The following is a 22390-nucleotide window of genomic DNA, read 5'->3' as shown; positions in this document are numbered from 1 at the left end:
CGCTGCAGGCGTCCGACCGATTGCCGCGGGCACGACGCCTCGACGGGACCTCATGCCAACCGGTCAGACGCCTGCGGCGTCGGGCCGGCAACTTGATTGCTTACTACGCAGCTTCGAAGCAAAAAAGCAGCGACAAAAGTCAGAACGTTTACAACCTGACTATTGCATGTCAATGCTTTACATCCGAAAAATTGATTTTGTAAAATCTGCTGTTATCCAAAATCAATTTGGCGGTAACTCTGGCGGGCCTCCACCTTTACATCACCCGCAGCGCCCAAACTGCTTTACCGGCTGCGGCAGCCCCTACCAACTTGCTACCATAATGAACAATCTGCAGAACTCGATGCCCCAGCGCTTACGGATTGGCGAGGGCACCATCAGCGGCAATGCGTCTATTTTTCTGGCCGTGCTGGCCATGGCCGCGGTGCTGTGCTTTCACTACCCGGAGTACCTCACCACGCCCGAGTTCCGGGAGCTATACACCGGCGAGATGATGAAGACGGTGCTCATGGCCGTTATTGTCGCGTCCTTTTTGTTTGCGACGGTTAGCTACTTGCTGAGCCAGCAGAAGAAGCTGGCCCTGACGGGCATCGGCATTGCGGCCCTGGCGGTGGTCACGGGCGGGTTTGCGGTGCAGCCGCGGGCGGTGGAGAAAACGATTTGGCACGTGGGCCTCGACTGGCTGCTGATTGACCTGCTGCTGCTGGCGGTCATTTTCATACCCATCGAAATGTTCTTTCCCCAGAACAAGCGGCAGTCGCGCTTCCATGCCGAGTGGCGCACCGATTTGGTGTACTTCACGGTGAGCCACTTGTTCGTGCAGTTTTTCGGCGTGATTACGCAGGCGCCGGCCAAGCTTTTGTTTGGCTGGATGGGGCTGGCCCCGTTTCAGCACTGGGTGCAGCAGCTGCCGTTTGTGGCGGGCTTCGTGCTGGCGCTTTTTGTGACGGACTTGTTTCAGTACCTGGCGCACCGCTTGTTTCACTCGCATGTGTACCTGTGGCGCTTCCATTCGGTGCACCATTCTACCCAGGCCATGGACTGGCTGGCGGGCTCGCGCACGCACTTCGTGGATATTTTCGTCACGCGCTCCATCTCGTTTATTCCGCTCTACGTCTGCGGGTTTTCCTCGCTCACCTTCAACGCCTACATCCTCTTCGTGTCCATTCACGCGGTGCTCATTCATGCCAACACGCGCATTAACTTCGGCTGGATGAAGTACCTGCTCGTGACGCCGCAGTACCACCACTGGCATCACTGCGAAGACCCAGCCCACTACGGCAAGAACTTCGCCATTCACTTCCCGCTGATTGACCGGCTTTTTGGCACCTACTACCTGCCGGGCAAGGTGTGGCCCGAGGCCACCGGCGTGCGCGAAGGCTCCTATCCCAAAGGCTACTGGAAGCAGCTGAAGCACCCCTTCACCAAAAGCCCCTTCGACCACGACCTGCAGATGGAAGAGCCCAGCAGCCGCTAGGCTTCTGGCGAAACGAAAGCGCCCCTTGGGCAAACCCGGCATTCACTGGGTTTACCCAAGGGGCGCTTGCTATTCATTTTTAAGGCTACTTGCCTTCCGCGGCATAGGCCTGGTAGCCGCCGAGCAGGTTGCGCACGTTGGTGAAGCCCTGCTGGGTGAGGAAGGTCTTGGCCGAGGCCGAGCGGCCGCCGCCCTTACAGTGCACGATGATTTCCTGGTTTTTCCACTCGTCGAGGTCGTCGAGCTTGTCGGGCAGGGTGCCGAGGGGGATGTTCTGGGCGCCGTCCATGCGGGCTTCTTCGTGCTCCCAGGGCTCGCGCACGTCGAGGATGATGGGGGTTTCGCCGGCTTGCTGGCGCTGGCGCAGTTCGGAGGGGGTGATGTCGGCCATGATTTTAGGGAGTTGGGGACTTAAGGTCTTGGTGGGGCGAAAGTACGGCCGAAGGCTTCTTGGTTTCGTAACCGACCTGCTGCCCCGCTCATGCAGCCGCGTGGTTATCTTTGATGCCCCGTTTCCTTTTCGGCCTTCCGCTTTCCATTTTCACTTTCCAAGACCCTAAGACCTCAAGTCCCTAAGTCCCCATGAAACACCTTTTCACTTCGTGCCTGCTGGTGCTGGGGCTGCTGCCCGCCGCCCTGCAGGCCCAAACCGCGCCGCCCATGCCCCCGGCGGCCCCGTCCAACCTCTCGGGCCAGGCCCTGCGCACCTGGTACCTCGACAACTGGTACACCGGCAAGCGCGTGGAGCTGAGCTACGCCACGGCCCGCGGCAAGATGTATAACTACGCCGACAACTACAACAACCTGGTGACCTGCGTGTACTCGGGCTACCAGGAAACCGTGCCCTATAGCACCACCAACACCAGCACCGGCGTGGTGAACCGCATCAACTGCGAGCACACCGTGCCGCAGTCGTGGTTTAGCGAAGTGGTGCGCATGCGCTCCGACATGCACCACCTCTTCCCCACCTACGACACCTGGAACAACCTGCGCGGCTCCGACCCGTTTGCCGAAATTCCCGATGCCCAGACCCAGACCTGGATGCGCCTGCTGGTGAGCCAAGCCACCATTCCCACGGCCAACATCGCCGAGTGGAGCGAAGACACCAACACCCAGTTTGAGCCCCGCGAAGACCACAAGGGCAACCTGGCCCGCGCCGTCTTCTACTTCTACACCATGCACGCCGGCCAGCCGGCCCTCATTGCCACCGGCCATCAGAACATCAGCTCGGCGGCCGACATCAACACGCTCTACGCCTGGCACCTAGCCGACCCGGTCGACGCCCGCGAGATTGAGCGCAACCGCCGCGTGGCCGTGAGCCAGGGCAACTACAACCCCTACATCGAGTACCCCGGCACGGTGGCCACCGCCTGGGGCCTGGCGCCTCCCGGCCCGGCGTTTAGCTTCAGCACGGCCGCCGGCACCATCACCGAAGGCAACAGCGGCACCAGCACTTATACCTTCACGCTGAATTTGGCGCCCGCCGCCACCACGGCCACCACCGTGCAGGTGAACGTGGACGGCACCAACTCGACCGCCACCAACGGCACCGACTTCGCCTTCACCTCGCCCACCACCGTCACTTTCCCGGCCGGCAGCACCTCCCAGACGGTGACCCTGACCGTGAACGGCGACACCCAGCCCGAAGCCGACGAAACCGTCGTCCTGACCCTGACCAACCCCAGCACCGGCAACAGCGTGGGCTCGCCCGGCGCCCACACGCTCACCATCACCAACGACGACGGCACCCCGCCGATGGTGAGCTTTGCCACCGCCACCGGCAGCATTGCCGAAGGCAACAGCGGCACCAGCACCTACACCGTGAACGTGACGGCCAGCGGCACTCTGCCCAGCGGCACCTTCACCGTGCCGGTGAGCGTGGACGCGGCCAACAGCACCGCCACCGCCACCACCGACTATGTGCTGAACACCACCTCGCTTACCTTCAGCAGCACGGCCCTCACCCAGGCCGTGACCGTGACCGTGAACGGCGACGTAACCTTCGAGCCCAACGAAACCGTGCGCCTGCGCCTGGGCACGCCTTCCAATGCTACCATCATTGTGGGCCAGCCCAACACGCACACGCTCACGATTCTGAACGACGACGCGGCCCCGGCCGGTGCGCCCTGCACCAAGCCCTACTTCTCGCGCTACGTGGAAGGCCTCATCAACAACACCAAGGTGCTGGAGATTTACAACCCCACCCTGAGCCCGATGCCGCTGAATGGCAAGAGCGTGGCCCTGTACGCCAACGGCGCCACCACCCCTACCAGCACGCAAAACCTCACCGGCACCATTGCCCCGGGTGATGTGTACGTCATTGCAAACACCGGCGTAGTAGACGCCGGCGTGGCCGCCCAGGCCGACCTGCAAAGCAACGTGGCCTTCTTCAACGGCGACGACGCCGTGGCCTTATTCGACGGTACCGACACGCTCGACGTCATCGGCGTCATCGGCCAGCGCCCCACCGAGTGGACCGTGCCCGGCGGCTCGACCCTCAACAATACCCTCGTGCGCTTGCCCTTCGCGAGCCAGGGCGGCCGCTGGAACGGCCCCAACGGCAGCAGGACCTGGCACGGCGGTGGCGTCGACAATTTCGCCAGCGTGGGCTCCTACACCAGCACCGCTTGCTACGTGCCCCTGGCCGGCCGCAGCGCCGCGGTGCTACGCAACACCCTCGAAATCTACCCCAACCCGGCTTCCGAAACCGTGCAGCTGCGCCTGCCGGGCGTGCCCACGGCCCGCCCCGCCACCATCGAAGTGCTCGATGTGCTAAGCCGCCCCGTGCGCCAGCGCGCCGCCCAGCTCAGCGCCACCGATGCCGTGCCCGTGGACCTGCGCGGCCTACCCGCTGGCATCTACGCCATCCGCGTGCTCTGCGAGGAGGTGACGTACACCGGCCGCGTGGTGGTGCGCTAAGCAATAGGCCTGCGCCGGCTGTCATTGCGAGGAGGCACGACATTCCGCGAATCAAGCGGAGACAATCCGTCCTCTCCAAGCCAGACACCCTCGAAATGTGAAAAGCCCCGACTCTGGATTGAGTCGGGGCTTTTTAATTAGCTTAGTCACATTACTAGGTTTGTCGCTGAGAACAGGACGGATTGTCTCCGCTTGATTCGCGGAATGTTGTGCCTCCTCGCAATGACCGGCAGCCTCTTTCCTAAGCCAAAATATCGGCGTACTCGTCGTGATGGCGCTTCACGAATCCGTGCATGAAAGTGCAGCTGGTTTTGACTTTCAGCTGGTTTTCGCGGGCGAAAGCCAGGCCGGTGCGGGCCAGCTCGTCGGCCACGCCCTGGCCGCGCAGGCCCTCGTCGACGAAGGTGTGGGTGAAGTCGATGACGCCGTCGGCGGGGCGGGCATAGGCGAGCTCGGCGGTGTAGCCGTCGCGGAGAACGGTGAATTCCTGGTCGGCGGCGTGGTGAGTAATGTCCATGTAAACAAGGGGTAAGGAGTGGAAATGGCGGCCCTTGGGCCGGAAAGTGAACGGGGACGGCTGGTTTGCGTACAGCAGGGTAAAGATGGGCCCGGCCCGTTTGGTTTTACTTTCTTTCCCTTCTTCTTTTTTATGGATACGCAAAACCCCTCCCAGCCGTCCGAAAACGACTTCCGCCCCGAAGACCAAAAGGAGCGCGCCGCCACCGCCCGCCCCAACCCCCACGACCCGGCCGTGAACGCCGCCAGCCCCAACTACGGTGAGTTTGGGGGCGTGCCGGCCGCGGGCCCCACGGCCGCCAACTACACCACGCCCACCAACAGCTCGGCCCCCGGCCGCAGCGGCGCCAACGACAACCCCGACGAGTTCAGCGAATTCCGCGACCGTGAGAAGGACGCCCAAAACGCCCCCGACCGCGCCGAGGACCAGCCCGGCCACGTGGTGCAAAACCAGGCCCCCGGCCTGGTGGCCGCCGTGCAGGCCACCAGCGAAGACAACGAGGAGCTGCGCAAAGCCTGGGCCATCGACGACCCGCGCTACGCCGGCGGCGGCACCCACAACACCCGCGAGGAAGACGCCGACGCCAACTACCCGAACAACGACAAGTAAGCTTTTGCTCTCACCTTCATCGCCAGCCTCATGTCTCCCGAAAATAACAACGCCAACGAAGACCTCAACGCCGAAGACGGTGCTTCGACGCCCATGCTCAACGCCGAAACCTACGGCCAGATAGTGGACGACAACAAGCCCGCCGGCGGCCAGACCCAAAACGACATGCAGGACGATTCCCTGCGCATGGACCGCGAGGCCATGGCCGCCGCTGGCCCCGCTCCCGCTTCCGACGAAAACCTGCCCCGCGAGCTTACCGACCCCAGCGACCGGGCCTACACCTTGCCCGAAGAACAGGGCCCCAACTAACCTCGTTGGCTTCAAGCAACAAAAAGGCTTCCGTGCTAGGCACGGAAGCCTTTTTGTTTAGCGCCATTCCCAACTACCAGCGCCAGCCCAGTTGCGCGCCCGCGTACCAGGCCCGGCCCGGCGCCGGCTGGAAATAGCGCCCGCCGAAGGCATTGAGGTCGTTGCCGAGGCTGTAGCGCCGGTCGGTGGCGTTATCGAGACCGGCGTATACATCGGTTTCGATGTGGCCGGCCAGGGTGCGCCGCCAGCCGCCGCGCGCTCCAAACACCCAGTAACCGGGCGCCGTGTCGGTGTTGGCGTCGTTGAGGACCACGCGGGCCTGGTGGCTGAGGTTGGGGCTGAGATAGAAGCCGTGCCGCTCGCTGAGTTCCAGACCCGCGCTGAGCGTGTGCGGCGTGCTGCCGGTGAGGCGGTTGCCGCTGAGGTCGGTGCCGCCGCTGGGGTAGCGGCCGAAGCGGAAGTCGTTGTAGGCGTAGCTGGCCCAGGCGCGCAGGCCGCCCACTATTGCTTCGTTCCGATAAGTAGTGTTAGAGCCCGCAGGTCCGGTAAATGACATTTCGCTCGTCACCACCCGCTGCTGCCACAGCCAGCCGCTCAGGGCTGCTTCGAGGCCGCGCTGGTGGGTGCGGCCGGTGTTGCGAAACACCACAATGCCCTGGTCGGTGGTGCTGCTGACAATGGTTTGGCGCAGCTCGAAATCGAATAGATTCACCTCGTAGCGCAGCCGTTCGCGAAAGAAGCTGCCACGGGTGCCCACCTCGTAGCTGGTGCCGCGCTCGGCCTGCAAGTCACCGTTCAGGCTGGCATCCGAAGGGCGGATTTCCTCGATGGTGGGCGGCGAGAAGCCTGTGCTCACGCTGGCGTAGACCGAGAGGCTGGGATTAAATTCCTTGAGCAGGGCCACCCGGGGCGACACTTCGGGTCGGAAACTGCGGCTGAACTGGTAGGCGTTGGGCTGGGTAGCAGCATTGCTTACCCGCGCGATGCCGTAGCGTAGGCGGTTGTAGCTGGCGGCCACGGTGAGCAGCAGGTCGGCCGGCAGGCTGTAGTCGGCCTGGACAAAGACGAAGCCGGTGGTGGTCGTGATTTCGTCGTTGTAGCGCAGCGCGCCGGGTGTGCCGCCGTTGTTGGCATAGCTGCGCCCGTCCGTGAAGCCGGCCTGAAACTCGCCCCCGCCCTGCAGACGCAACACCCGGCCCGCCAGCGCAGTGCGGTAGCTCAGAACCGAGCGGCCGCCCAGCCCCAGCCCGGTGTTCCGCTCATAGTCGACCAGATACGGCGTGCGAATGGCCGTGCCGCTGCCGTAAAGCGTGGTTTCCAACTCCAGCTTATCCGAAAATCGGTACTCGTGCGTGAGCCCCAGCAGGCCGGTGCGCGAGGCGTAAAACGCCTGCTGCGCCACGGTGCCAGGCGCCGTGGCGGTGCCCGGCCGCGCCTGCCGTGGGTTGGCCTCGAACTGCGCGCGGGTGAGGCCGCCGGGCAGCTGGTAGTTGATGTCGGCGTAGAGCAGGTGGGCGGCCAGCGTGGTTTTGGGCGAGGCCACCGAGCGCACGTCCAGCGCGAAAACGTCGCGACGCAGGGCGCTTTGCTGGCGGTAGCAGGCCAGCTCCTGGTGGGCGTACTGGGCGCGTACGCTGCTGGTGGCGCTGCCCGTTTCGGCCGTGAGGGTGGCGCGGCGCAGGCCGTAGCTGCCCACGGTGGCGCCGGCCGCTACCCGGCTGGTACCGGCGGCCACCTCGGGCGTGCCGAACCGGGCCACGCCGCCCGTGCCGGCGCCGTACACACTGCCGGCCGGCCCTTTCAGCACTTCGAGGCGACCAATGAGCCCCGGGTCGAGCAGGTTGAGCGGGGTGCTGCCGCCGGCTTCGGTGAAGGGGATGCCGTTGTAGTACACCTTCACGTTGCGCACCCCGAAGGGCGAGCGCAGCGTGCTGCCCCGGATGCTGAGCCGGTAGCTGGCCGTAGCCCGCTCCTCCAGCCGCACGCCGGACAGCGTGTTCACGGCCTGGGTGAGGGCGGCGGGGTTGAACTGCTGAATGGTGCGGGCGTCGAGCACACCGATGGCGGCGGCCGTGCGGCGCAGCGGCAGGCGCTGGCCGTAGCCGGTCACGGTGGCTTCGGGCAGGGCCACGGCGCGGGCGGTGGTGTCGGCGGGGGCCGGTGTTTGGGCCAGCAGCGGGGCGGCAGGCAGCCAGGCAGCCAGCAGCGCCAGCGAAAAAAAACGGAGCATGAAAACAACGAAGTCGGGCTTGTGCCAACGGCGAAGCGGGGCCAAATGTTAGATGCGGCCCGATGCGGGACGTCGTGCGGGCGCGAGGCCATTCGGCATTTCGGGTGCAGCTTTGTTCGTCACTGGCGTGGTTTCGAGCCGCTTCGCGGCCATTGGCAGCAGGCGGCCGCTTGCGTTACTTGCACTGGCTGTGTGCATTTCGCCCGCCCGCTGCATCAATCGAACATCCTTTACCTGCCTCGTAAAACGAATGAAAGCTTTCCTGCTTGCCTGCTGCCTCCTGATGAACTGCGCGAATGCGTGGGCGTGCTCCTGCATCGAAGCAAGGATTCCGGAAAAAGAGAAAATAGCCAAAGCCTGGACCCAGGCGCAGCTGGTTTTCACGGGTCGCGTGGTGTCGGAAAGCTTGGTAGAAATGACAGACACCGCGCACCTACGCACCCGCACCGGCCGAGACACGGTGATTACCAGGCGGATGCAGTACCGCAAATACACTTTTGCCGTGACGCAACCGCTTAAGGGGGCGGCCGGCCCAGCTACGATAGAAGTACTCACCGCTGGCGTGGGCTCTTCGTGCGGCGTTTTCTATAAAGTCGGGGACGAGTTTGTGGTATTTGCCTACACCGTGGACACCGCTCAAAACCTGCGCGGAGTAGAGCGAAAGATTACGCCCTACTACAGTACCGGCATGTGCACGCGCACCAAAGAGCTGCGCTACACCGCAGCCGCTGAGTTACAGCAGCTGCGGCAGCTAGCCAAGAAAGGCTGAGGCCCGGTGTACCCCGAAGCCCGGTTTCAGCTCGTTGAATAACTCGGACGCGAGCCGAAGCCCAGCTTCGGGGCACGCCGCCAACGGCTCCACGTATCTTCGCCCGGTGAAATACCTCCTGCCGCTGCTGTTGCTACTGCCCCTGGGCGCCCGGGCCCAAGGGCCGGTGAATCGAATTGACGATTTCAACCGCATTGGCTGGTACGTGTACGAGGGCGACCACCGGCTGGGGCCGCGCCTCACCATTCACACCGAGTACCAGGCGCGGCGCACCGGCTTCATCACGGGCTGGCAGCAGCAGTTGCTGCGGGCCGGCGTGGGCTACCAGCTGCTGCCGCGCCTCAAGCTGGGCGGCGGCTACACTTTCCTCAAAACCCACCCCTACGGTGCTCACCCCACCGCCGACGCGGGTGCCTTTCCCGAACAACGCTTTTACGAAGACGTTACGGTGACCGACTCGCTGGGCCGGGTGGGGCTGGCGCACCGCCTGCGCCTGGAGCAGCGCTTCATTGGCGTGCCCGGCGCCAGCGGCCCGCTGGGCGACGATGCGGTGTGGCAACGCCAAAACCGCATCCGCTACCAGTTGGCCAGCGAAATCCCGCTGCAGGGCCCCACCCTTGATGATAAGGAATGGTACTTCACGGCATTTGATGAGGTGTTTCTCAATTTCGGCCGCGAAATCACCACCAACGTCTTCAACCAAAACCGCGTGGCCGCCGGCCTGGGCTACCGGTTCAGCGAGGACTTTCGCCTGGAGCTGCAATTTCTCAATCAGATTACCCAGCACTACGACCCCGACCCGGCCACGAAGTTTCCGGTGTTCGAGTTTAACAACGGCTTCCGCTTAGGCGTGACTTACAACCTGACGCTGCTAGACTAAAGGGCTGGGTAAGGCCGTTAGCTAGTAGCGCAAGCTTTGCAGTTCGCGTGCCCCGCACCGTTTCAACGACTCGTTCAGCCACGCGAACTACAGAGTTCACGCCACTCCCGCGCCATGCACTTCCACCTGCCGCGCCGCCACTGCCGCCCGTTGCTGTTGCCGCCCGGCCTGCTGGCGCTGGCGGGGCTGCTGTGGCTGGGGAGTGTGGCGGTGACTCAACATCCGAGGCAACTAAAGCTGCGCAACGTGATGCAGTTGACCATGCCGCCCCGGTCCGACTCAGACCTTCTTTGGGGTGGAATGCCACACTATGGACCATACTTGCGCTATTCGCAGCTGGCTTATTTCCGCACCTGGCACACCATTGAATTTGGGCACAGCCGTTCAGCGGATTCAGTGGCCGGACACCGTTTGAAAACAACCATCCGCACGCTGAGCCGGGGCTGGGAAAGCGACCCGGGACGGGATGGCCTGCGCGTTTACTTCGGTGAGCGGGCCCGCTACTCATCCTTGGTGCTGGTGCTGGATTTGATGGCGCAATACAACGTTAAAAAGTATTTCCTGGACCTGCACCATCCTTCTTCCCGGCCAACTTTGTATGCTTTCAGCGGTGGCTTGGCCCGCCAGCGCTGGGCGGACCCACTGCTGCGGCCAGCCATTCCGCCGGAACCCAAGAACGACATTGAACCACCGGTTGCACTGACTCCGGCGCCGCTTTGGAAACGCATGACAGTGGCTGAGAACTGGCGTATAAACACCGACCACATCACCGGAAGCTGGGCGCTACTTGCCGAGCCCGGCTGGGAGGCGCCACTTGCTTTATTCGCATGCATTGGAGCGCTGGCTATTTGGCGCTGGCGGCGGTAGCCCGCAACTGCTACGCGCGGTACTTTTGCGCCATGCCCGCCCTCCCGCCCGACCTGCGCCGCGCCCTCTTTGCCCTGCCCGAACGCGAGAAAGACCAGCTCCTGGCCCGCCTCGTGGCCCAGGACGCGGTGCTGACCGAGCAGTTGGCCTTCCGCCTGCTGGAGGGGCCCGAGGCGCTGGAAACCCGCCGCGCCACGCTGCGCGCCCAGGTCGACGACCCCGTGCGCGGCTACCACCCCACCCCCAACGACCTGCTCGTGATACTTCGGCAGTTGCAGGCGCGCCTTGCCTACCACGCCAAGATTACCGACGACGCCTTTGGCGAAGTGGAGCTGAGCTGGCGCCTGCTGGCCAACGTGTTCCGCCACCAGGCCGAGGCCACGGCCCGCCTGCACGGCCCCACCCAGCCCCTGCTCCAGCACCTGACCAAGCGCACCCAGGAGGCCCTGAAGCAAACCGCCAAGCTGCACGAAGACTACCACGTGGAGCTGGCCGAAACCGCCAACGTCGTGCTGGCTGCGCTGTGGCAGTCGGGCGCCGCGCCGCTGGCCCGCGAGCTGGGCCTGCCGCGCACGTTCCCGGCGTAGGTTTTTTGGCAACATCGGCCCCGGCGCGGCATCTTTTCCGGCGCAATCGCAGTACAAAGCCTAGGTTCCTTTGTCCTGATTTCCTACGCCATGTCCACGCCCACCAACCCGCGCGCGCCTCAGCTCTCCGAGGCCGAGCTGCACCAAGCTCTTGAGGAGCTCGACGCCAAAATCCAAACCCTGCGCAACCGCGCCCACGCCACGGTGGCCGGCTCGGCCAGCACCCACGAGCAGCACGCCGACGCTTTGGAAACCAAGCGCGCCCAACTGGCTGCCCAGCTCGGCCAGCACGCCACCGCGGGCGGCGATTCCGGCCTGCTGTCTACCATCCGGCACGGCATTGCCTCGCTGCGCGACGACGTGCAGGGCTTGCTCAAAGACTAATTTTTCGGCCTTTCACCTGGCCTTTTTGTTTAAACGCATTAACCTGACACTGCCATGAAACAGTTTTTCCTCCTGCTGCTCCTGGCCTGCTTCGCGGCCGGCACCGTGCAGGCCCAAAACCGCCCCAAAGTGAAAGCCAAGCGCGCTTTCTCTCACAATTCCGAGTCGCGCCAAGGTAAAACCGCCAAGACCCAGTTCCGGCGCGAAAATGTACGGCCGGTTATCGAGCTCCGGCCGAACAGCTTGGAGCGTTCCAAAACCGTGAAAGCGCCCAAGCCCTACAAATACAGCAACGGCAACAAGCTGAAGCGCGCCCGCTAAGCAAGCCAAGGCACACCACAACGCGGCCCCGGTTTCTGACGAAGCCGGGGCCGCACGTTTTTGGCGCCAAATATTCCCGGGCCACCGGCAAGCCGAACCCGTTGCAGTTACGTAGAAGCTTTTCTAACTTCCCACCCATTTCGCCGCCCTTCTGCCTGATGCAAAACCTATTACGTATCTGCTTTTTCCTGTTTTTTGTTGGACTGGCTGCGCCGCGCGCGGCCGCTGCCCCGCCCACCATTCCCGGCCGGCTGGTGCTGAAGCTGCGGGCGGGCAAGGCGCCGGCTGCGCTCGACGCGGTGCTGCGCTCACTGGGCGCGGGCGCCATGCAGCAGAAGTTTCCGCGGGCGCTGCCGCCCAGCCCGGAGCGGCCGGGCGGCGTGGAGCTGCGCAACATCTACCAGATGCAACTGCCGGCCACCGTGACGCTGGACTGGGCCCGCGCCGCGCTGCTGGCCACCGGCGCCGTGGAGTACGTGGAGCCGCTCTACATCCGCGAGCCGCTCTACCAGCCCAACGACCCCATGGCTGACTCGACGCTGACCGACATCGCCACCAGCCAGTTTTACCTGAAGCAGATTAAGGCCTACCGCGCCTGGGACATCACCCGCGGCGACAGCAGCCTCGTCATCGGCATCACCGACGGCGGCGTGCGCCTCACCCACGAGGAGCTGCGCCAGCAGGTGAAGCACAACTACGCCGACCCCATCAACGGCCTCGACGACGACAACGACGGCTACATCGACAACTTCACCGGCTGGGACCTGGCCAACAACGACAACAACGCCGGCTACGACCCCACCATTGTGCACGGCACACTGGTGGCAGGCGTGACGGCCGCCCGCGCCGATAATGGCCTGGGCATTGCGGGGCTGGGCAACCGCTGCCGCTTTCTGCCGCTGTCTATTTACCCCAACACGCCCACCGGCGTGTTTGCCGGCTACGAGGCCATTGTGTACGCGGCCGACCACGGCTGCCAGGTCATCAACATGAGTTGGGGGGCCGTGGGCGGCTATTCGCGCTTCGAGCAGGACGTCGTCACCTACGCCGCCGTGAACCGCAACGCCGTGCTGGTGGCCGCCGCTGGCAACACCAACGCCGACCTGCTGTTCTACCCGGCCTCCTACGACCACGTGCTGTCGGTGTCGGGCGTGCAGAGCACCGACCAGAAAAGCCCCAACGGCACGTTCAGCCGCCGCGTCGACCTGGTGGCGCCGGGCATCAGCGTGCTGACTACTTACGGCGTGCAGGACAACGACTACATTGCCGTGGGCGGCACCTCGTTTGCCGCACCGCTGGTGGCGGCCGCGGCGGCACTGGTGCGGCGCGTGTTTCCGCAGTACAACGCCGACCAAGTGGCCGCCCAGCTGCGCCAAACCACCGACAACATCGACAACCTGCCCGCGAACGCGCCCTGGGTGGGCCGCCTGGGCACGGGCCGCCTCAACGTGCTGAAGGCCCTGAGCCGCAGCAACCTGCAGGAAGCGCGGGTGGTGAGCAGCACGTTCGCACCGCAGCGGGCGGTTTACCTTCCCGGCGATACCATCCGGCTGACGGCTGAGGTGCAAAACCTGCTGCAGCCGGTGGCGAGCCTCACGGTCACGCTCACCTCGCTGTCGCCCTACGTCACGGTGCGCCAGGGCAGCTTCGCGGCGGGCAGCCTGGCCACGCTGGGCAGGGCCAGCAATGCGGCCGTGCCCTTCCGGCTAGCAGTAGTGGCCAGCGGCATTCCGCTCAATACCACGGCCACGCTGCGCTACCGCCTCACGGCCGCCGGCGGCTTCCAGCTCGACCAATTTGTGGACCTGACCCTGAACCCTGACTATGTGGTGCTCGACGCCAACGACCTGGCCCTGACCCTGACCAGCCGCGGCAACCTGGCCTATGACAACCTGGCCGGTACCATCGGGGCGGGCCTCACGTACCGGGGCAGCAGCAGTATTCTGAGCGAAGGCGGCTTGCTGCTGGCCACCAGTGCCACCCGCGTGTCGGACCGGCTGCGCACCAGCGGCGGGCAGTCGCGCCAGTCGTTTTTCAGCCTGGCGCAGGCCACCCGCCAGCAGCCCGGTCCCCGCGCGTCGCAGGAGGCCCGCGTCGTGTTCCAAGACACCGTGCCGGCAGCCGGCAGCCGGGTGCGCAGCGTGGGCGTGCGCGTGCGCCAGCGGGCCTACGCCTGGTCCACTGCCAGCCGGCGCGACTTCGTACTGCTGGAGTACTCGCTCCGTAACCTCACCGCCGACACCCTCAAGCCGCTCTACGCCGGCATTTTCACCGATTGGGACCTGCCCAACGGCGACGGCGCCGCCCGCAACGTGGCCACCTGGGACAGCACCCGCGCCTTAGGCTACGCCTATGCTGTGGGCCAAACGGCTCCGCAGCCCCTGCCCACTGCCTACGCCGGCTTCCGGCTGCTACGCGGGGGCGCGCCCACGGTGTATTCCATCAACAACGGCGCCCCGGCCGGCAGCCCCGTGCGCCTGGCCGACGGCTTTTCAATGGCTGAGAAGTTTCTGACCCTGAGCGGCGGCACCGCCCGGGGCCAGCGCACCGCCGGCCTGCCCAACGGGGCCGACGTGTCGCAGGTGGTGGGCACCCGCGTGGCCCGGCTCGCGCCCGGCGACTCCACCACCGTCACCTTCGCCGTGCTGGTAGCCCCCACCCTGGCCCAGCTGCAAGCCAGCGCCGATGCCGCGGCGGCGGCCTACGCCACTCTCCTGCCCACCCGGGCTGCCGCGGCCGTGCCCGATTTCAACGTGTACCCCAATCCGGCCGTCGGGCAGCTGCGGGTGGAACTACCGGCCCGGTTCGGCCCAGCAACGCTGTGGCTGACCAATGCGCTGGGCCAGACAGTGCTCAAACAAACCCGTGCAGAAACAGCCATTGAGCTAAACCTTACGGGCCTCGCGCCCGGCTTGTATGTGCTGCGGGCGCAAGGTGCGAGCGGGTTGCTGGTGCGGAACGTAGTGGTGCGCTAGGTATCCAAAGTGGCTAATTGGCTTTTACGAAAAAGCCTCCGCAGCAAACCCGGATGCTCCGGTCGGACCGCCTAGGGCGGTCCGACCGGTCGTTGTGAGGAAGAAATCGGCGGTTCTTCATCCGGTCGGACCGCCTAGGGCGGTCGGACCGGGGCACACGCCATTTATGTGTATTGGTTTGGCTCAGATAAAGCCACTGCTAACGCAGTTGCCACAGCTCATCCCAGCCGGTGGTGTAGCGCGGCGAACGGTGCGCCGCACGGCCGCCCCAAACGGGCTTTTGCAGCAATCCATCCACATTTTTGGCCACGCCCATAGCCGCCGACCGCACCAGCTGCCGGCCAAAACGCGCATTCAGTCCATCCATGGCTTGCATGAGCTGCTGGCTGCGCTGCTGGTCGGCCGCCGAGCCCGAAAACAGGCCCAATTGTGCTTGGCCTTCCGGCTCCAGCCCCGTGAACAGCACGCCGGCGCGGTGGTAGGCCACGCCAGGGCGGCGTAGTTGCCGCAGGCCTTGCAGGGCTGCTTTGATGAGCATGCCGGTGTCGTTGGTGCTGGTGGGCAGGCTGATGACAGCCGTGTGGGTTTTGGGGCCGGCGGTGGGCGCAAACCGGTCGGTGCCCAACAGCACCGTCACCAGGTGGGCGGCCTGGCCGTAGCGGCGCAGCTTCTCGGCCGCGCGGGTGGCGAAGGTGGCCACGGCTTCGGCCAGCACGGCTTCCTGGTGCTGGGGGCGGCCGAAGGAGCGGGTGCACGTCACGCTGTGGCGGCTGGCGGTGTTGGGCTGCAGCTGGTCGTCGTCCCACTCGGCGGGGTTCCATTCCAGGCAGGGCTGGCCGTGCAGCTCGCGCCACAGGCGCTGGCCCACCACGCCGCCCAGGTGGCGGCGCAGCCAGTGCTCGGGCAGGCGGGCCAGCTCCAGGCCGGTGCCGATGCCCATGTCCGTCAGCTTGCGGGCGTAGCGCCGGCCCACGCCCCAGATGCTACCCACCGGCACCTGGGCCAGCGCCGGTTCCCAGTCGGCGGCCGTGGCGAGCGTCACGGTGCGAACGGGGCCGGTTTTGGGGGCTAGGCGGTTGGCCAGCTTGGCCAGGGTTTTGGTGGGGGCAATGCCCACGCAGGTGGGGATGCCGGTGTGTTTTTTCAAGGTCTCGTGCACGCGCTGGCCATAGGCCAGCAAGTCGGGCTCCAGCAGCTTCATGCCGCTGACGTCGAGAAAAGCTTCGTCGATGGAATACACGTCGACGCCGGCGGCCAGGCCGCTCAGCACCTGCACCACGCGCCGGCTCATGTCGCCGTAGAGGGCGTAGTTCGACGAAAACACCTGTACCCGGTGCTGCTCCAACAGCGGCCGCACCAAGTGGTAGGGCTCGCCCATCTTCAGGCCCAGGTCTTTGGCCTCCTGCGAGCGCGAAATCAGGCAGCCGTCGTTGTTGCTCAGCACCACCACGGGCCGGCCTTCCAGCTGCGGCGCAAAAACCCGCTCGCAGGACACGTAAAAGTTATTGCAGTCGACGAGGGCGTACATCCGAACTTATGGCGCGGCCTGCCGATGAATATCCGCTATTCATCGATAGGTGTGGCATTTTTTAAAATAAATATTCCATTTTCGGTGCACTCACCGGCTCTCACCTGACCGTCGGTGTTCCCGCCAGCGAATGAATTACGTGCGTCACGACTCCCCATACTACCAGGCCCGCATCGGGGCCCACCGGCAGGGGTGCGTAGCGGGCGTTTTCGGCCACCAGCCACGGCTGGCCGGCCCGGAATTGCAGGCGCTTGATGGTGTGCTCCCCCTCCACCACGGCCACCACGATGCTGCCGTGGCCGGCTCGCAGGGCGCGGTCGACGGCCACCAAATCGCCGGGGTGAATGCCGGCTTCAATCATGGAATCGCCGCTGACGCGGGCGAGGAATGTGGAGGCCGGGTGCCGAAACAACAGCCTGTTCAGGTCGAACGGCCCCTCAAGGTGGTCGTCGGCGGGCGAGGGGAAGCCCGCCGGCACCGGGCAACCAAACAAGGGCAGCTCCCGAGTGGAAAACAGGGAGGCCGAAATAAAATCGTGCAGCGATGTAAGCATATAGACGCTTGTCCGTCTAACCCAACGGATAAGACATGCTATTTACTAATTAATTTAGTAATTGGTTTTATTGACCGCTCCAATCCAGTAATAAGCAGGCCACGTACATCATCTTGCTTCACTGCATAATCATGTATTATCAGAGGCAATAGGACTACTTTTCTTCAAAAAAGACTAAAATATTTTTCGCCAAATTTTTTAGTTTATTGCAAAATCAGTATCTTTGGACATGTCAAACGTCAAGCTCCCCACGCCGCTGCCGTTGCAGCAATTTGCCCGCTGCGTGAACGACAAGCAGCGCCCGGCCGACTACATTGGCGACTGGCCCGAAGCCGGCCGCGTGTACGCCGTGCGTGTGCTGCCGCACGCGCGCACCGGCCAGCCGCAGGTGCACATCCTCGGCTTTTACGCCGAGCGGCCCTACGGCGCCTTTGCCGCCCACCGCTTCGAGCAAGTGGCCGATGTGTGGCTGAACTAAGCCCGCCCGAGCCTGTGGCTCCATGGTTCCACCCGTTAGGCCCCGTTGGCGTTGCAGCCGGCGGGGCCGGTTTGTTTACGGGTGTACCCCGCAGCTGCGCTGCGGCCTCCGGCAACAGGCGTCGCCCCCGAGCCGCCGCACAGCTTCGGGGTACGCCTACCGGCCGTACTGATACAAAATTCCTTTGTCGGCGGGTGTCCAGAGGCAGGCGCGCTGGCCGCTGGCTTTGAGGGCGTTGTTGGTCCAGGTGTTGCAGGTGTAGAGGAAGCTGTAGACGCGGTGGGCTTCGTAAAAAGCATCGTCCGGGCCGTAGCTGTGGCCTTTGATGTGCTGGGGGCGACCAGCGGCGTCGTAGTCGAAACTGGTCTGGATGTAGCGGATGAGGCGGGCGTATTCGGCGTGGCTGAGGGTGAGGGGCACGGTGTCGGGGCCGGGCGTGAGGCTGCGCAGGTAGGTGGTGTGCATGGCCGACGAGCCCAGCCAAAACGCCGCCACGAAGGCCGTGCTGAACTTGAGGTCGGCCCAGGTAGGCGTGTCGAGGTAGAAGCCCTTGTCGCCCCAGCCGAAGGCGATGTAGCGCAGGGTGCTGTCGCCGGAGGGAATATTGCTGTAAGGCAACATTTTGCTCCAGTCCATCTGGGCGGTTTTGACGGGCACCACAATGTCGGTGTGTACGCCGTTGGATTTCAGAAACACCGGCACGTCGGGCGAGGCATTGGCCTCGGCTTTGGGCACGGCAATACGCGAAAGCACGAAGGCCGACCCCAGGTAAACGGCCACCACGCCACCCAAACCAACGGCGGTGTAGGCGGCTACTTTCAGGGCTTTGCGAATGAAGAAGGGCATGGAAGGGGCTAGGAAGCTATGGAAGACAATGAAGAATTTGCTTAGGAAATAGGCCAGTAGCCGGTCCGACGCCATAGGCGTCAGACCGGTTGGGCATGAGGGCCCGTTTAGGGCTCGTGCCAGCGGCAATCGGTCGGACGCCTACGGCGTCGGACCGATTGCCGCCTTGTTGAAGCGCTTCTAAATCAAAGGCGCCGCTGTCCAATACGGCAGAAATGAAAAAGTAACCCAACCCGTGCGCCGCGCGGCGGCCCGTACTTTTGCCCGGCCGTGCCCACTTATGGGCGCGGCCCCTCCCCCGCTCCCATGTGGACCTCCACCGCCAGCCAGCTGGCTGCTCTCGAAGCCGCGTGGCGCACGCCCGCGCCCCGCTCGCACCTGTTTCCGCTCGTGGCCCGCTACCACACCGCCGTGCAAACGGAGCCCGCCTATCACCGCCTCGACGACCAGACCTGGACCGACCTCAACGGCGACGACCTGTTTGCCCAACTCGACAACACGGTGAGCCGCGTGGGCGAGCAGTGCCTCTACCACCGCCTGCGCAGCCCCTTAAATGACGAAGCCGCCTTGCAGGACTTCGACCAGGCCGCCCGCCTGATGGCCGACCCCGCTCCGCGCGGCCGGGCGCTGCTGGCCCTGCGCCGCCTCACCTCCACCGATGCCTATTACCTGCCCGACATCCTGACCGGCGATGCCCTACCGTCCCTGCCCTGGACGGCCGCCGCGCCCGCGCTGGTGCTCCTGCTGCTGGCCACGGTGGCGGGAGGTTTCTGGCAGCCAGCCCTGTGGCTGCTTTCGGGGGCCTTAATTGTGCTGCATTCCGTACTGCATTTCTGGTACCGGAAGCGCATCAGGGGAGGCATGCGGCCCATGCGACAGCTCGGCAGCCTCTACCGCGCCGGGAGCGGCGTGGCCCGGCTGCAACTGCCGCTGGCGGCGCTGCGCGGCCTGGCCGAGCCGCTGGCCCGGCTGGGTTCCATTGTGAGCAAGGTGGCCTTTCTACAGGCTGATGACCTGATGCAATCGGACCTGGCAGTGCTGCCGTGGCTGGTTTTGGAATACCTCAAAATGATGCTGCTCCTCGATTTCATCGTGTACCGCAGCTGCCGGCGCCAGGTAGAGCAGCACTTTGGGGCCATTCGGGCAGTGTATGACGCCGTAGGCTATGTGGATTGCGCAGTGGCGGTGGCGGGGTTCCGGATGCGTCATTCACACTGCACGCCGCAGTTCGACCTAGCCACAGGCCTGCGCCTGACGGGCGCTTACAACCCGCTGGTGCCCGGCTGCGTGCCGAATGATTTGGCCGTGGCCGAGGCCAGCGTGCTGCTCACGGGCTCCAACATGTCGGGCAAAACCACGTTCATGCGCGCCATCGGCCTGAACACGCTACTGGCCCAAACCATTGCCACCTGCCCGGCCACGGCCTACGCCGCGCCCTTTCGGCGGGTGGTGTCGAGCATCAACCTCGCTGACAGCCTGACCGAGGGCAAGAGCTACTACTTCGCCGAAGCCGAAACCATTCTCGGCTTCGTGCAAGCTGCCGATGCGGGGGCAGGCGGCTACCTGTTCATTCTGGATGAACTGTTTAAGGGCACCAACACCGTGGAGCGCATTGCTGCCACGCAGGCCGTGCTGGCGTATTTGCAGCCGCGCAGCCTGGTAATAGCTTCCACCCACGACGGCGGGCTGGGCCAACTGCTGGCGCCCGCGTTTACGGAATACCACTTCTCCGAAACCGTGACCGAAACCAGCTGGCACTTTGACTACCTGCTCAAGCCTGGCCCGCTGCGCACCCGCAACGCCATCCGCCTGCTGGCCCGGGCGGGCTTCCCGGAGAAAATTGTGCAGAATGCCATGGATTTGAGCCGCACACTGGACGCGGCTACGCAGTAAAGACGCATCATTGCGCCTCGTCGTTGAACGATAGCGCCCGCCCATGCATGGCGCCCGAACGGCGCGGCCGATGAGACGCAACTATGCGTCTCTACACCAAGTTACAGTACCAGAACCCATTATCAAATGGGCTCGGGTCGGCGTCGGCACCGCATTCGTAGTCCGCGTCGTTATTCTTGGGTGCGGGCGTGTAGCGGCGGTGCACGATTTCGCCTTTCTCGAAGGCCACGGGCTCGCGGAAATTAGGCCCGTCGAAGACGAAGGTGTGAAACTCGCCGTTTTCGCCGCAGGGGTCCACATTCGGCGGCAGGTCGCGCAGAAACTGCTCGTCGATGACGCAGCCCACGAAGCTTTGGTCGAGGTATCGGTCGTTGACGCAGGTGGTAATGGTTTTGAAGCCCAGGGACAGAAACTCACGCATCAACTCGGACGTGGGCACGCCCCAGAGCGGAAAAATGGCCTCCCAGCCGGCCGCAGCCAGCTTTTCCTCGCGGTAGCGCCGCAGGTCTTCCAGAAATATATCGCCGAAGATGGCAGTCGCGGCGCCCGCGCGGCGCAGCTCGTCCATCGTGCTGGCCATCAGGCGCTCGTAGGCGTCCATGCTGGGCGTTTCGGGCAGGAAGAGCTGGCGGCAGGGCAGGCCGAGGCTGGCCGTCTGCCGGTCGAGCAGCGTGGTGCGCACGCCGTGCATGGAGATGCGCTGGTAGGGCTCGCTCACGGTGGTAAGCAGCGTCTGGATGCGGTATTGGCCGCTTTGCTGCACCTTGTAGAGCGCCAGGGCCGAGTCTTTGCCCCCGCTCCAATTGAAAATGGCTGGCTGCGTCATGGGTGGCAAAGTAACCGGGTAGCGTGGACTCTGCGGGTCCGCGCCGGAGCGAACGTTCTGCTACGCGCGGACCCGCAGAGTCCACGCTACAGCGTTGCGGCCGGCAACCTTTTCTGTCCCCGGCCGAACAAGCGGGCATGCATTTTTCTGTCATTACCCCCACGCACCAGCGCCGCGAGCTGCTGCCCGAAGCCGTGGCCAGCGTGCGCGCCACCGTGAGCGCCCCCCTCGATTTCTCCTTCGAACACCTGATTTTTGACAGCGGCTCGCACGATGGCACCGCCGACTACCTGCGTGAGGCGGCCGCCGAACCCGGCCCGCCCCTGCGCCATTGGCAGGCGCCGGAACGCCTGCTGGCCGGCCCGGCCCGCAACCAACTCATTCAGGAAACCGCGCCCGACGCCTGGATTGTGCCGCTCGATGACGACGACTTCCTGCTGCAGCGTAGCCTGTTTCACTACGGCAGTCAAATTAACGCCAACCCCGGCCGCTCCTGGTTCGTAGCCGATTTCCTGCGCGTGGACGAGCACGGCCGCTACCTGCTAAACGAGGACTATTACGCCTGGCAGTTCGACACGCCCACGGCCATGCTGCAAGCCATTTTTCGGGCCGAGCACTTCATTCAGGGCAACGTGTGCTACAGCCGCGTCTTCGTGGACGCGGTAGGCGGCTACGACAACGAACTGAAGATGGCCGAGGACCTGGACCTCTACGTGCGCTTCCTGCTGGCCGGGCAGCTGCCGGTGGTGTGCCCGCACATCAGCCACCTGCACCGCTTCCACACCCGCAACGTGAGCATCGGGGTAGACGCGGCCACCCACAACGCCGACCTGCGCGTGATTTACGACAAGTACCGTCCGCAGCTGGCCGCCTTGGGCATCGGGGCGCCGGGAGAATAGGCGACGCTTATTTTTGGGCTTTCGCCTTGCCCTATGTCCGCCCCCGCCACGCCCCCGATTTCCGAAGAAGTGTACAGCATCCCGGCTACGTACCGGAAGATGGAAAACACGCACATCCTGTTCTGGCTGCTCAAGGACATTGCCTGGTGCATGGTGTGGCGGCCGCTGGGCTTGGCCATGGTGGTGCCCACGCTGGGCATTGCCCTCGTCATTACCTGGCGCACCCGCGTCTACGCCTCGGAGCTGGCCCACAACCTGGCCATCGTGTTCTGGATAACGGCCAACTCCTACTGGATGACCAGTGAGTTTTTCGGCTTCGACACGGTGCACGTGACGCCCACCATCACGGGCAAGCACCTGGCGCTGGTGCCGTTTCTCATCGGGCTGGGCATTTTGCTCTGGTATTACCTGGTGACCAAGCCGCGCGAAAACCGGGAAGCGCAAACGGCCACGCTGTAGCGTGGACTCTGCGAGTCCGCGCTTGGGCGAACGTCCTACCGATGCGCGGACTCGCAGAGTCCGC

Annotated in this window: 22 protein-coding genes; 15 read left to right on the top strand and 7 right to left on the bottom strand. The window is 64.5% G+C overall.

Going from position 1 to position 22390, the window contains the following annotated elements; all coding sequences use genetic code 11:
* The first annotated feature begins 322 nt into the window (after window positions 1–322).
* Window positions 323–1477, top strand: a complete 1155-nt coding sequence (locus MTP16_RS14315; RefSeq protein WP_243510543.1) for a sterol desaturase family protein — start codon at window positions 323–325, stop codon at window positions 1475–1477.
* A gap of 85 nt (window positions 1478–1562) precedes the next feature.
* Here MTP16_RS14315 and MTP16_RS14310 read toward each other — a convergent pair whose 3' ends face one another.
* Window positions 1563–1868 (bottom strand): rhodanese-like domain-containing protein, encoded by a 306-nt coding sequence (locus MTP16_RS14310; protein ID WP_243510542.1) that lies wholly within the window; start codon window positions 1866–1868, stop codon window positions 1563–1565.
* Between the two features lie 191 nt (window positions 1869–2059).
* Here MTP16_RS14310 and MTP16_RS14305 point away from each other — a divergent pair, with 191 nt between their 5' ends.
* On the top strand, window positions 2060–4396 hold the full coding sequence (locus MTP16_RS14305) for an endonuclease (RefSeq protein ID WP_243510540.1): 2337 nt from the start codon (window positions 2060–2062) through the stop codon (window positions 4394–4396).
* A gap of 241 nt (window positions 4397–4637) precedes the next feature.
* Here MTP16_RS14305 and MTP16_RS14300 read toward each other — a convergent pair whose 3' ends face one another.
* The gene (locus MTP16_RS14300; RefSeq protein ID WP_243510515.1) at window positions 4638–4913 is read right to left on the bottom strand and encodes a GNAT family N-acetyltransferase; all 276 of its coding nucleotides are present in this window, start codon (window positions 4911–4913) and stop codon (window positions 4638–4640) included.
* A 132-nt stretch (window positions 4914–5045) separates the two neighbouring features.
* Between MTP16_RS14300 and MTP16_RS14295 the strand changes: the two genes are divergently transcribed.
* Window positions 5046–5522 carry a hypothetical protein gene (locus MTP16_RS14295; protein ID WP_243510513.1) on the top strand — a complete coding sequence of 159 codons (477 nt, stop codon included), beginning with the start codon at window positions 5046–5048 and terminating at the stop codon, window positions 5520–5522.
* Window positions 5523–5552: 30 nt separating this feature from the next.
* The gene (locus tag MTP16_RS14290) at window positions 5553–5831 is read left to right on the top strand and encodes a hypothetical protein (RefSeq protein ID WP_243510511.1); all 279 of its coding nucleotides are present in this window, start codon (window positions 5553–5555) and stop codon (window positions 5829–5831) included.
* 73 nt (window positions 5832–5904) lie between these two features.
* On the opposite strand, the gene MTP16_RS14285 is transcribed toward MTP16_RS14290, so the two are convergent.
* On the bottom strand, window positions 5905–8061 hold the full coding sequence (locus MTP16_RS14285) for a TonB-dependent receptor family protein (protein WP_243510508.1): 2157 nt from the start codon (window positions 8059–8061) through the stop codon (window positions 5905–5907).
* Window positions 8062–8311: 250 nt separating this feature from the next.
* Between MTP16_RS14285 and MTP16_RS14280 the strand changes: the two genes are divergently transcribed.
* The 7 genes from MTP16_RS14280 (at window position 8312) to MTP16_RS14250 (ending at window position 14844) form a co-directional block, all read left to right on the top strand.
* Window positions 8312–8830 (top strand): hypothetical protein, encoded by a 519-nt coding sequence (locus MTP16_RS14280; protein WP_243510494.1) that lies wholly within the window; start codon window positions 8312–8314, stop codon window positions 8828–8830.
* Window positions 8831–8936: 106 nt separating this feature from the next.
* On the top strand, window positions 8937–9710 hold the full coding sequence (locus MTP16_RS14275) for a DUF2490 domain-containing protein (protein WP_243510491.1): 774 nt from the start codon (window positions 8937–8939) through the stop codon (window positions 9708–9710).
* Between the two features lie 114 nt (window positions 9711–9824).
* The gene (locus tag MTP16_RS14270; RefSeq protein ID WP_243510488.1) at window positions 9825–10577 is read left to right on the top strand and encodes a hypothetical protein; all 753 of its coding nucleotides are present in this window, start codon (window positions 9825–9827) and stop codon (window positions 10575–10577) included.
* 32 nt (window positions 10578–10609) lie between these two features.
* Window positions 10610–11164 (top strand): hypothetical protein, encoded by a 555-nt coding sequence (locus MTP16_RS14265; RefSeq protein ID WP_243510485.1) that lies wholly within the window; start codon window positions 10610–10612, stop codon window positions 11162–11164.
* A gap of 90 nt (window positions 11165–11254) precedes the next feature.
* Entirely contained in the window at window positions 11255–11548 is a 294-nt protein-coding gene (locus tag MTP16_RS14260; protein WP_243510476.1) for a hypothetical protein, read from the top strand.
* A 54-nt stretch (window positions 11549–11602) separates the two neighbouring features.
* Complete coding sequence (locus tag MTP16_RS14255) at window positions 11603–11869, top strand: hypothetical protein (RefSeq protein WP_243510474.1); 267 nt, start codon at window positions 11603–11605, stop codon at window positions 11867–11869.
* A 158-nt stretch (window positions 11870–12027) separates the two neighbouring features.
* The gene (locus MTP16_RS14250) at window positions 12028–14844 is read left to right on the top strand and encodes a S8 family peptidase (RefSeq protein ID WP_243510471.1); all 2817 of its coding nucleotides are present in this window, start codon (window positions 12028–12030) and stop codon (window positions 14842–14844) included.
* 199 nt (window positions 14845–15043) lie between these two features.
* On the opposite strand, the gene MTP16_RS14245 is transcribed toward MTP16_RS14250, so the two are convergent.
* Both MTP16_RS14245 and MTP16_RS14240 read right to left on the bottom strand, forming a co-directional pair.
* A complete protein-coding gene (locus MTP16_RS14245; protein ID WP_243510469.1) occupies window positions 15044–16372 on the bottom strand; it encodes a Y-family DNA polymerase in 1329 nt (442 codons plus the stop codon).
* Between the two features lie 100 nt (window positions 16373–16472).
* The gene (locus MTP16_RS14240) at window positions 16473–16925 is read right to left on the bottom strand and encodes a LexA family protein (protein ID WP_243510467.1); all 453 of its coding nucleotides are present in this window, start codon (window positions 16923–16925) and stop codon (window positions 16473–16475) included.
* 229 nt (window positions 16926–17154) lie between these two features.
* Here MTP16_RS14240 and MTP16_RS14235 point away from each other — a divergent pair, with 229 nt between their 5' ends.
* Window positions 17155–17403: a hypothetical protein gene (locus MTP16_RS14235; RefSeq protein ID WP_243510463.1), complete on the top strand. Its 249-nt coding sequence runs from the start codon at window positions 17155–17157 to the stop codon at window positions 17401–17403.
* 156 nt (window positions 17404–17559) lie between these two features.
* Here MTP16_RS14235 and MTP16_RS14230 read toward each other — a convergent pair whose 3' ends face one another.
* Window positions 17560–18249, bottom strand: a complete 690-nt coding sequence (locus MTP16_RS14230) for a TIGR02117 family protein (RefSeq protein ID WP_243510458.1) — start codon at window positions 18247–18249, stop codon at window positions 17560–17562.
* Between the two features lie 306 nt (window positions 18250–18555).
* Here MTP16_RS14230 and MTP16_RS14225 point away from each other — a divergent pair, with 306 nt between their 5' ends.
* Window positions 18556–20142 (top strand): MutS-related protein, encoded by a 1587-nt coding sequence (locus MTP16_RS14225; RefSeq protein WP_243510455.1) that lies wholly within the window; start codon window positions 18556–18558, stop codon window positions 20140–20142.
* Window positions 20143–20233: 91 nt separating this feature from the next.
* Here the strand turns inward: MTP16_RS14225 and MTP16_RS14220 are convergent, their stop codons facing one another.
* Complete coding sequence (locus tag MTP16_RS14220; RefSeq protein ID WP_243510452.1) at window positions 20234–20968, bottom strand: adenine nucleotide alpha hydrolase; 735 nt, start codon at window positions 20966–20968, stop codon at window positions 20234–20236.
* A gap of 137 nt (window positions 20969–21105) precedes the next feature.
* On the opposite strand from MTP16_RS14220, the gene MTP16_RS14215 reads away from it, so the two are divergent.
* Window positions 21106–21867, top strand: coding sequence for a glycosyltransferase family 2 protein (locus MTP16_RS14215; RefSeq protein WP_243510449.1), 762 nt, complete (start codon window positions 21106–21108; stop codon window positions 21865–21867).
* Between the two features lie 33 nt (window positions 21868–21900).
* On the top strand, window positions 21901–22326 hold the full coding sequence (locus MTP16_RS14210) for a hypothetical protein (RefSeq protein ID WP_243510446.1): 426 nt from the start codon (window positions 21901–21903) through the stop codon (window positions 22324–22326).
* Window positions 22327–22390 lie beyond the last annotated feature (64 nt).

This window comes from Hymenobacter monticola (assembly GCF_022811645.1).
Taxonomy (GTDB): Bacteria; Bacteroidota; Bacteroidia; order Cytophagales; family Hymenobacteraceae; genus Hymenobacter; species Hymenobacter monticola.
The sequence above is the reverse complement of the archived record's forward strand: the minus strand, read 5'-3'. Positions and strand labels throughout refer to the sequence as shown.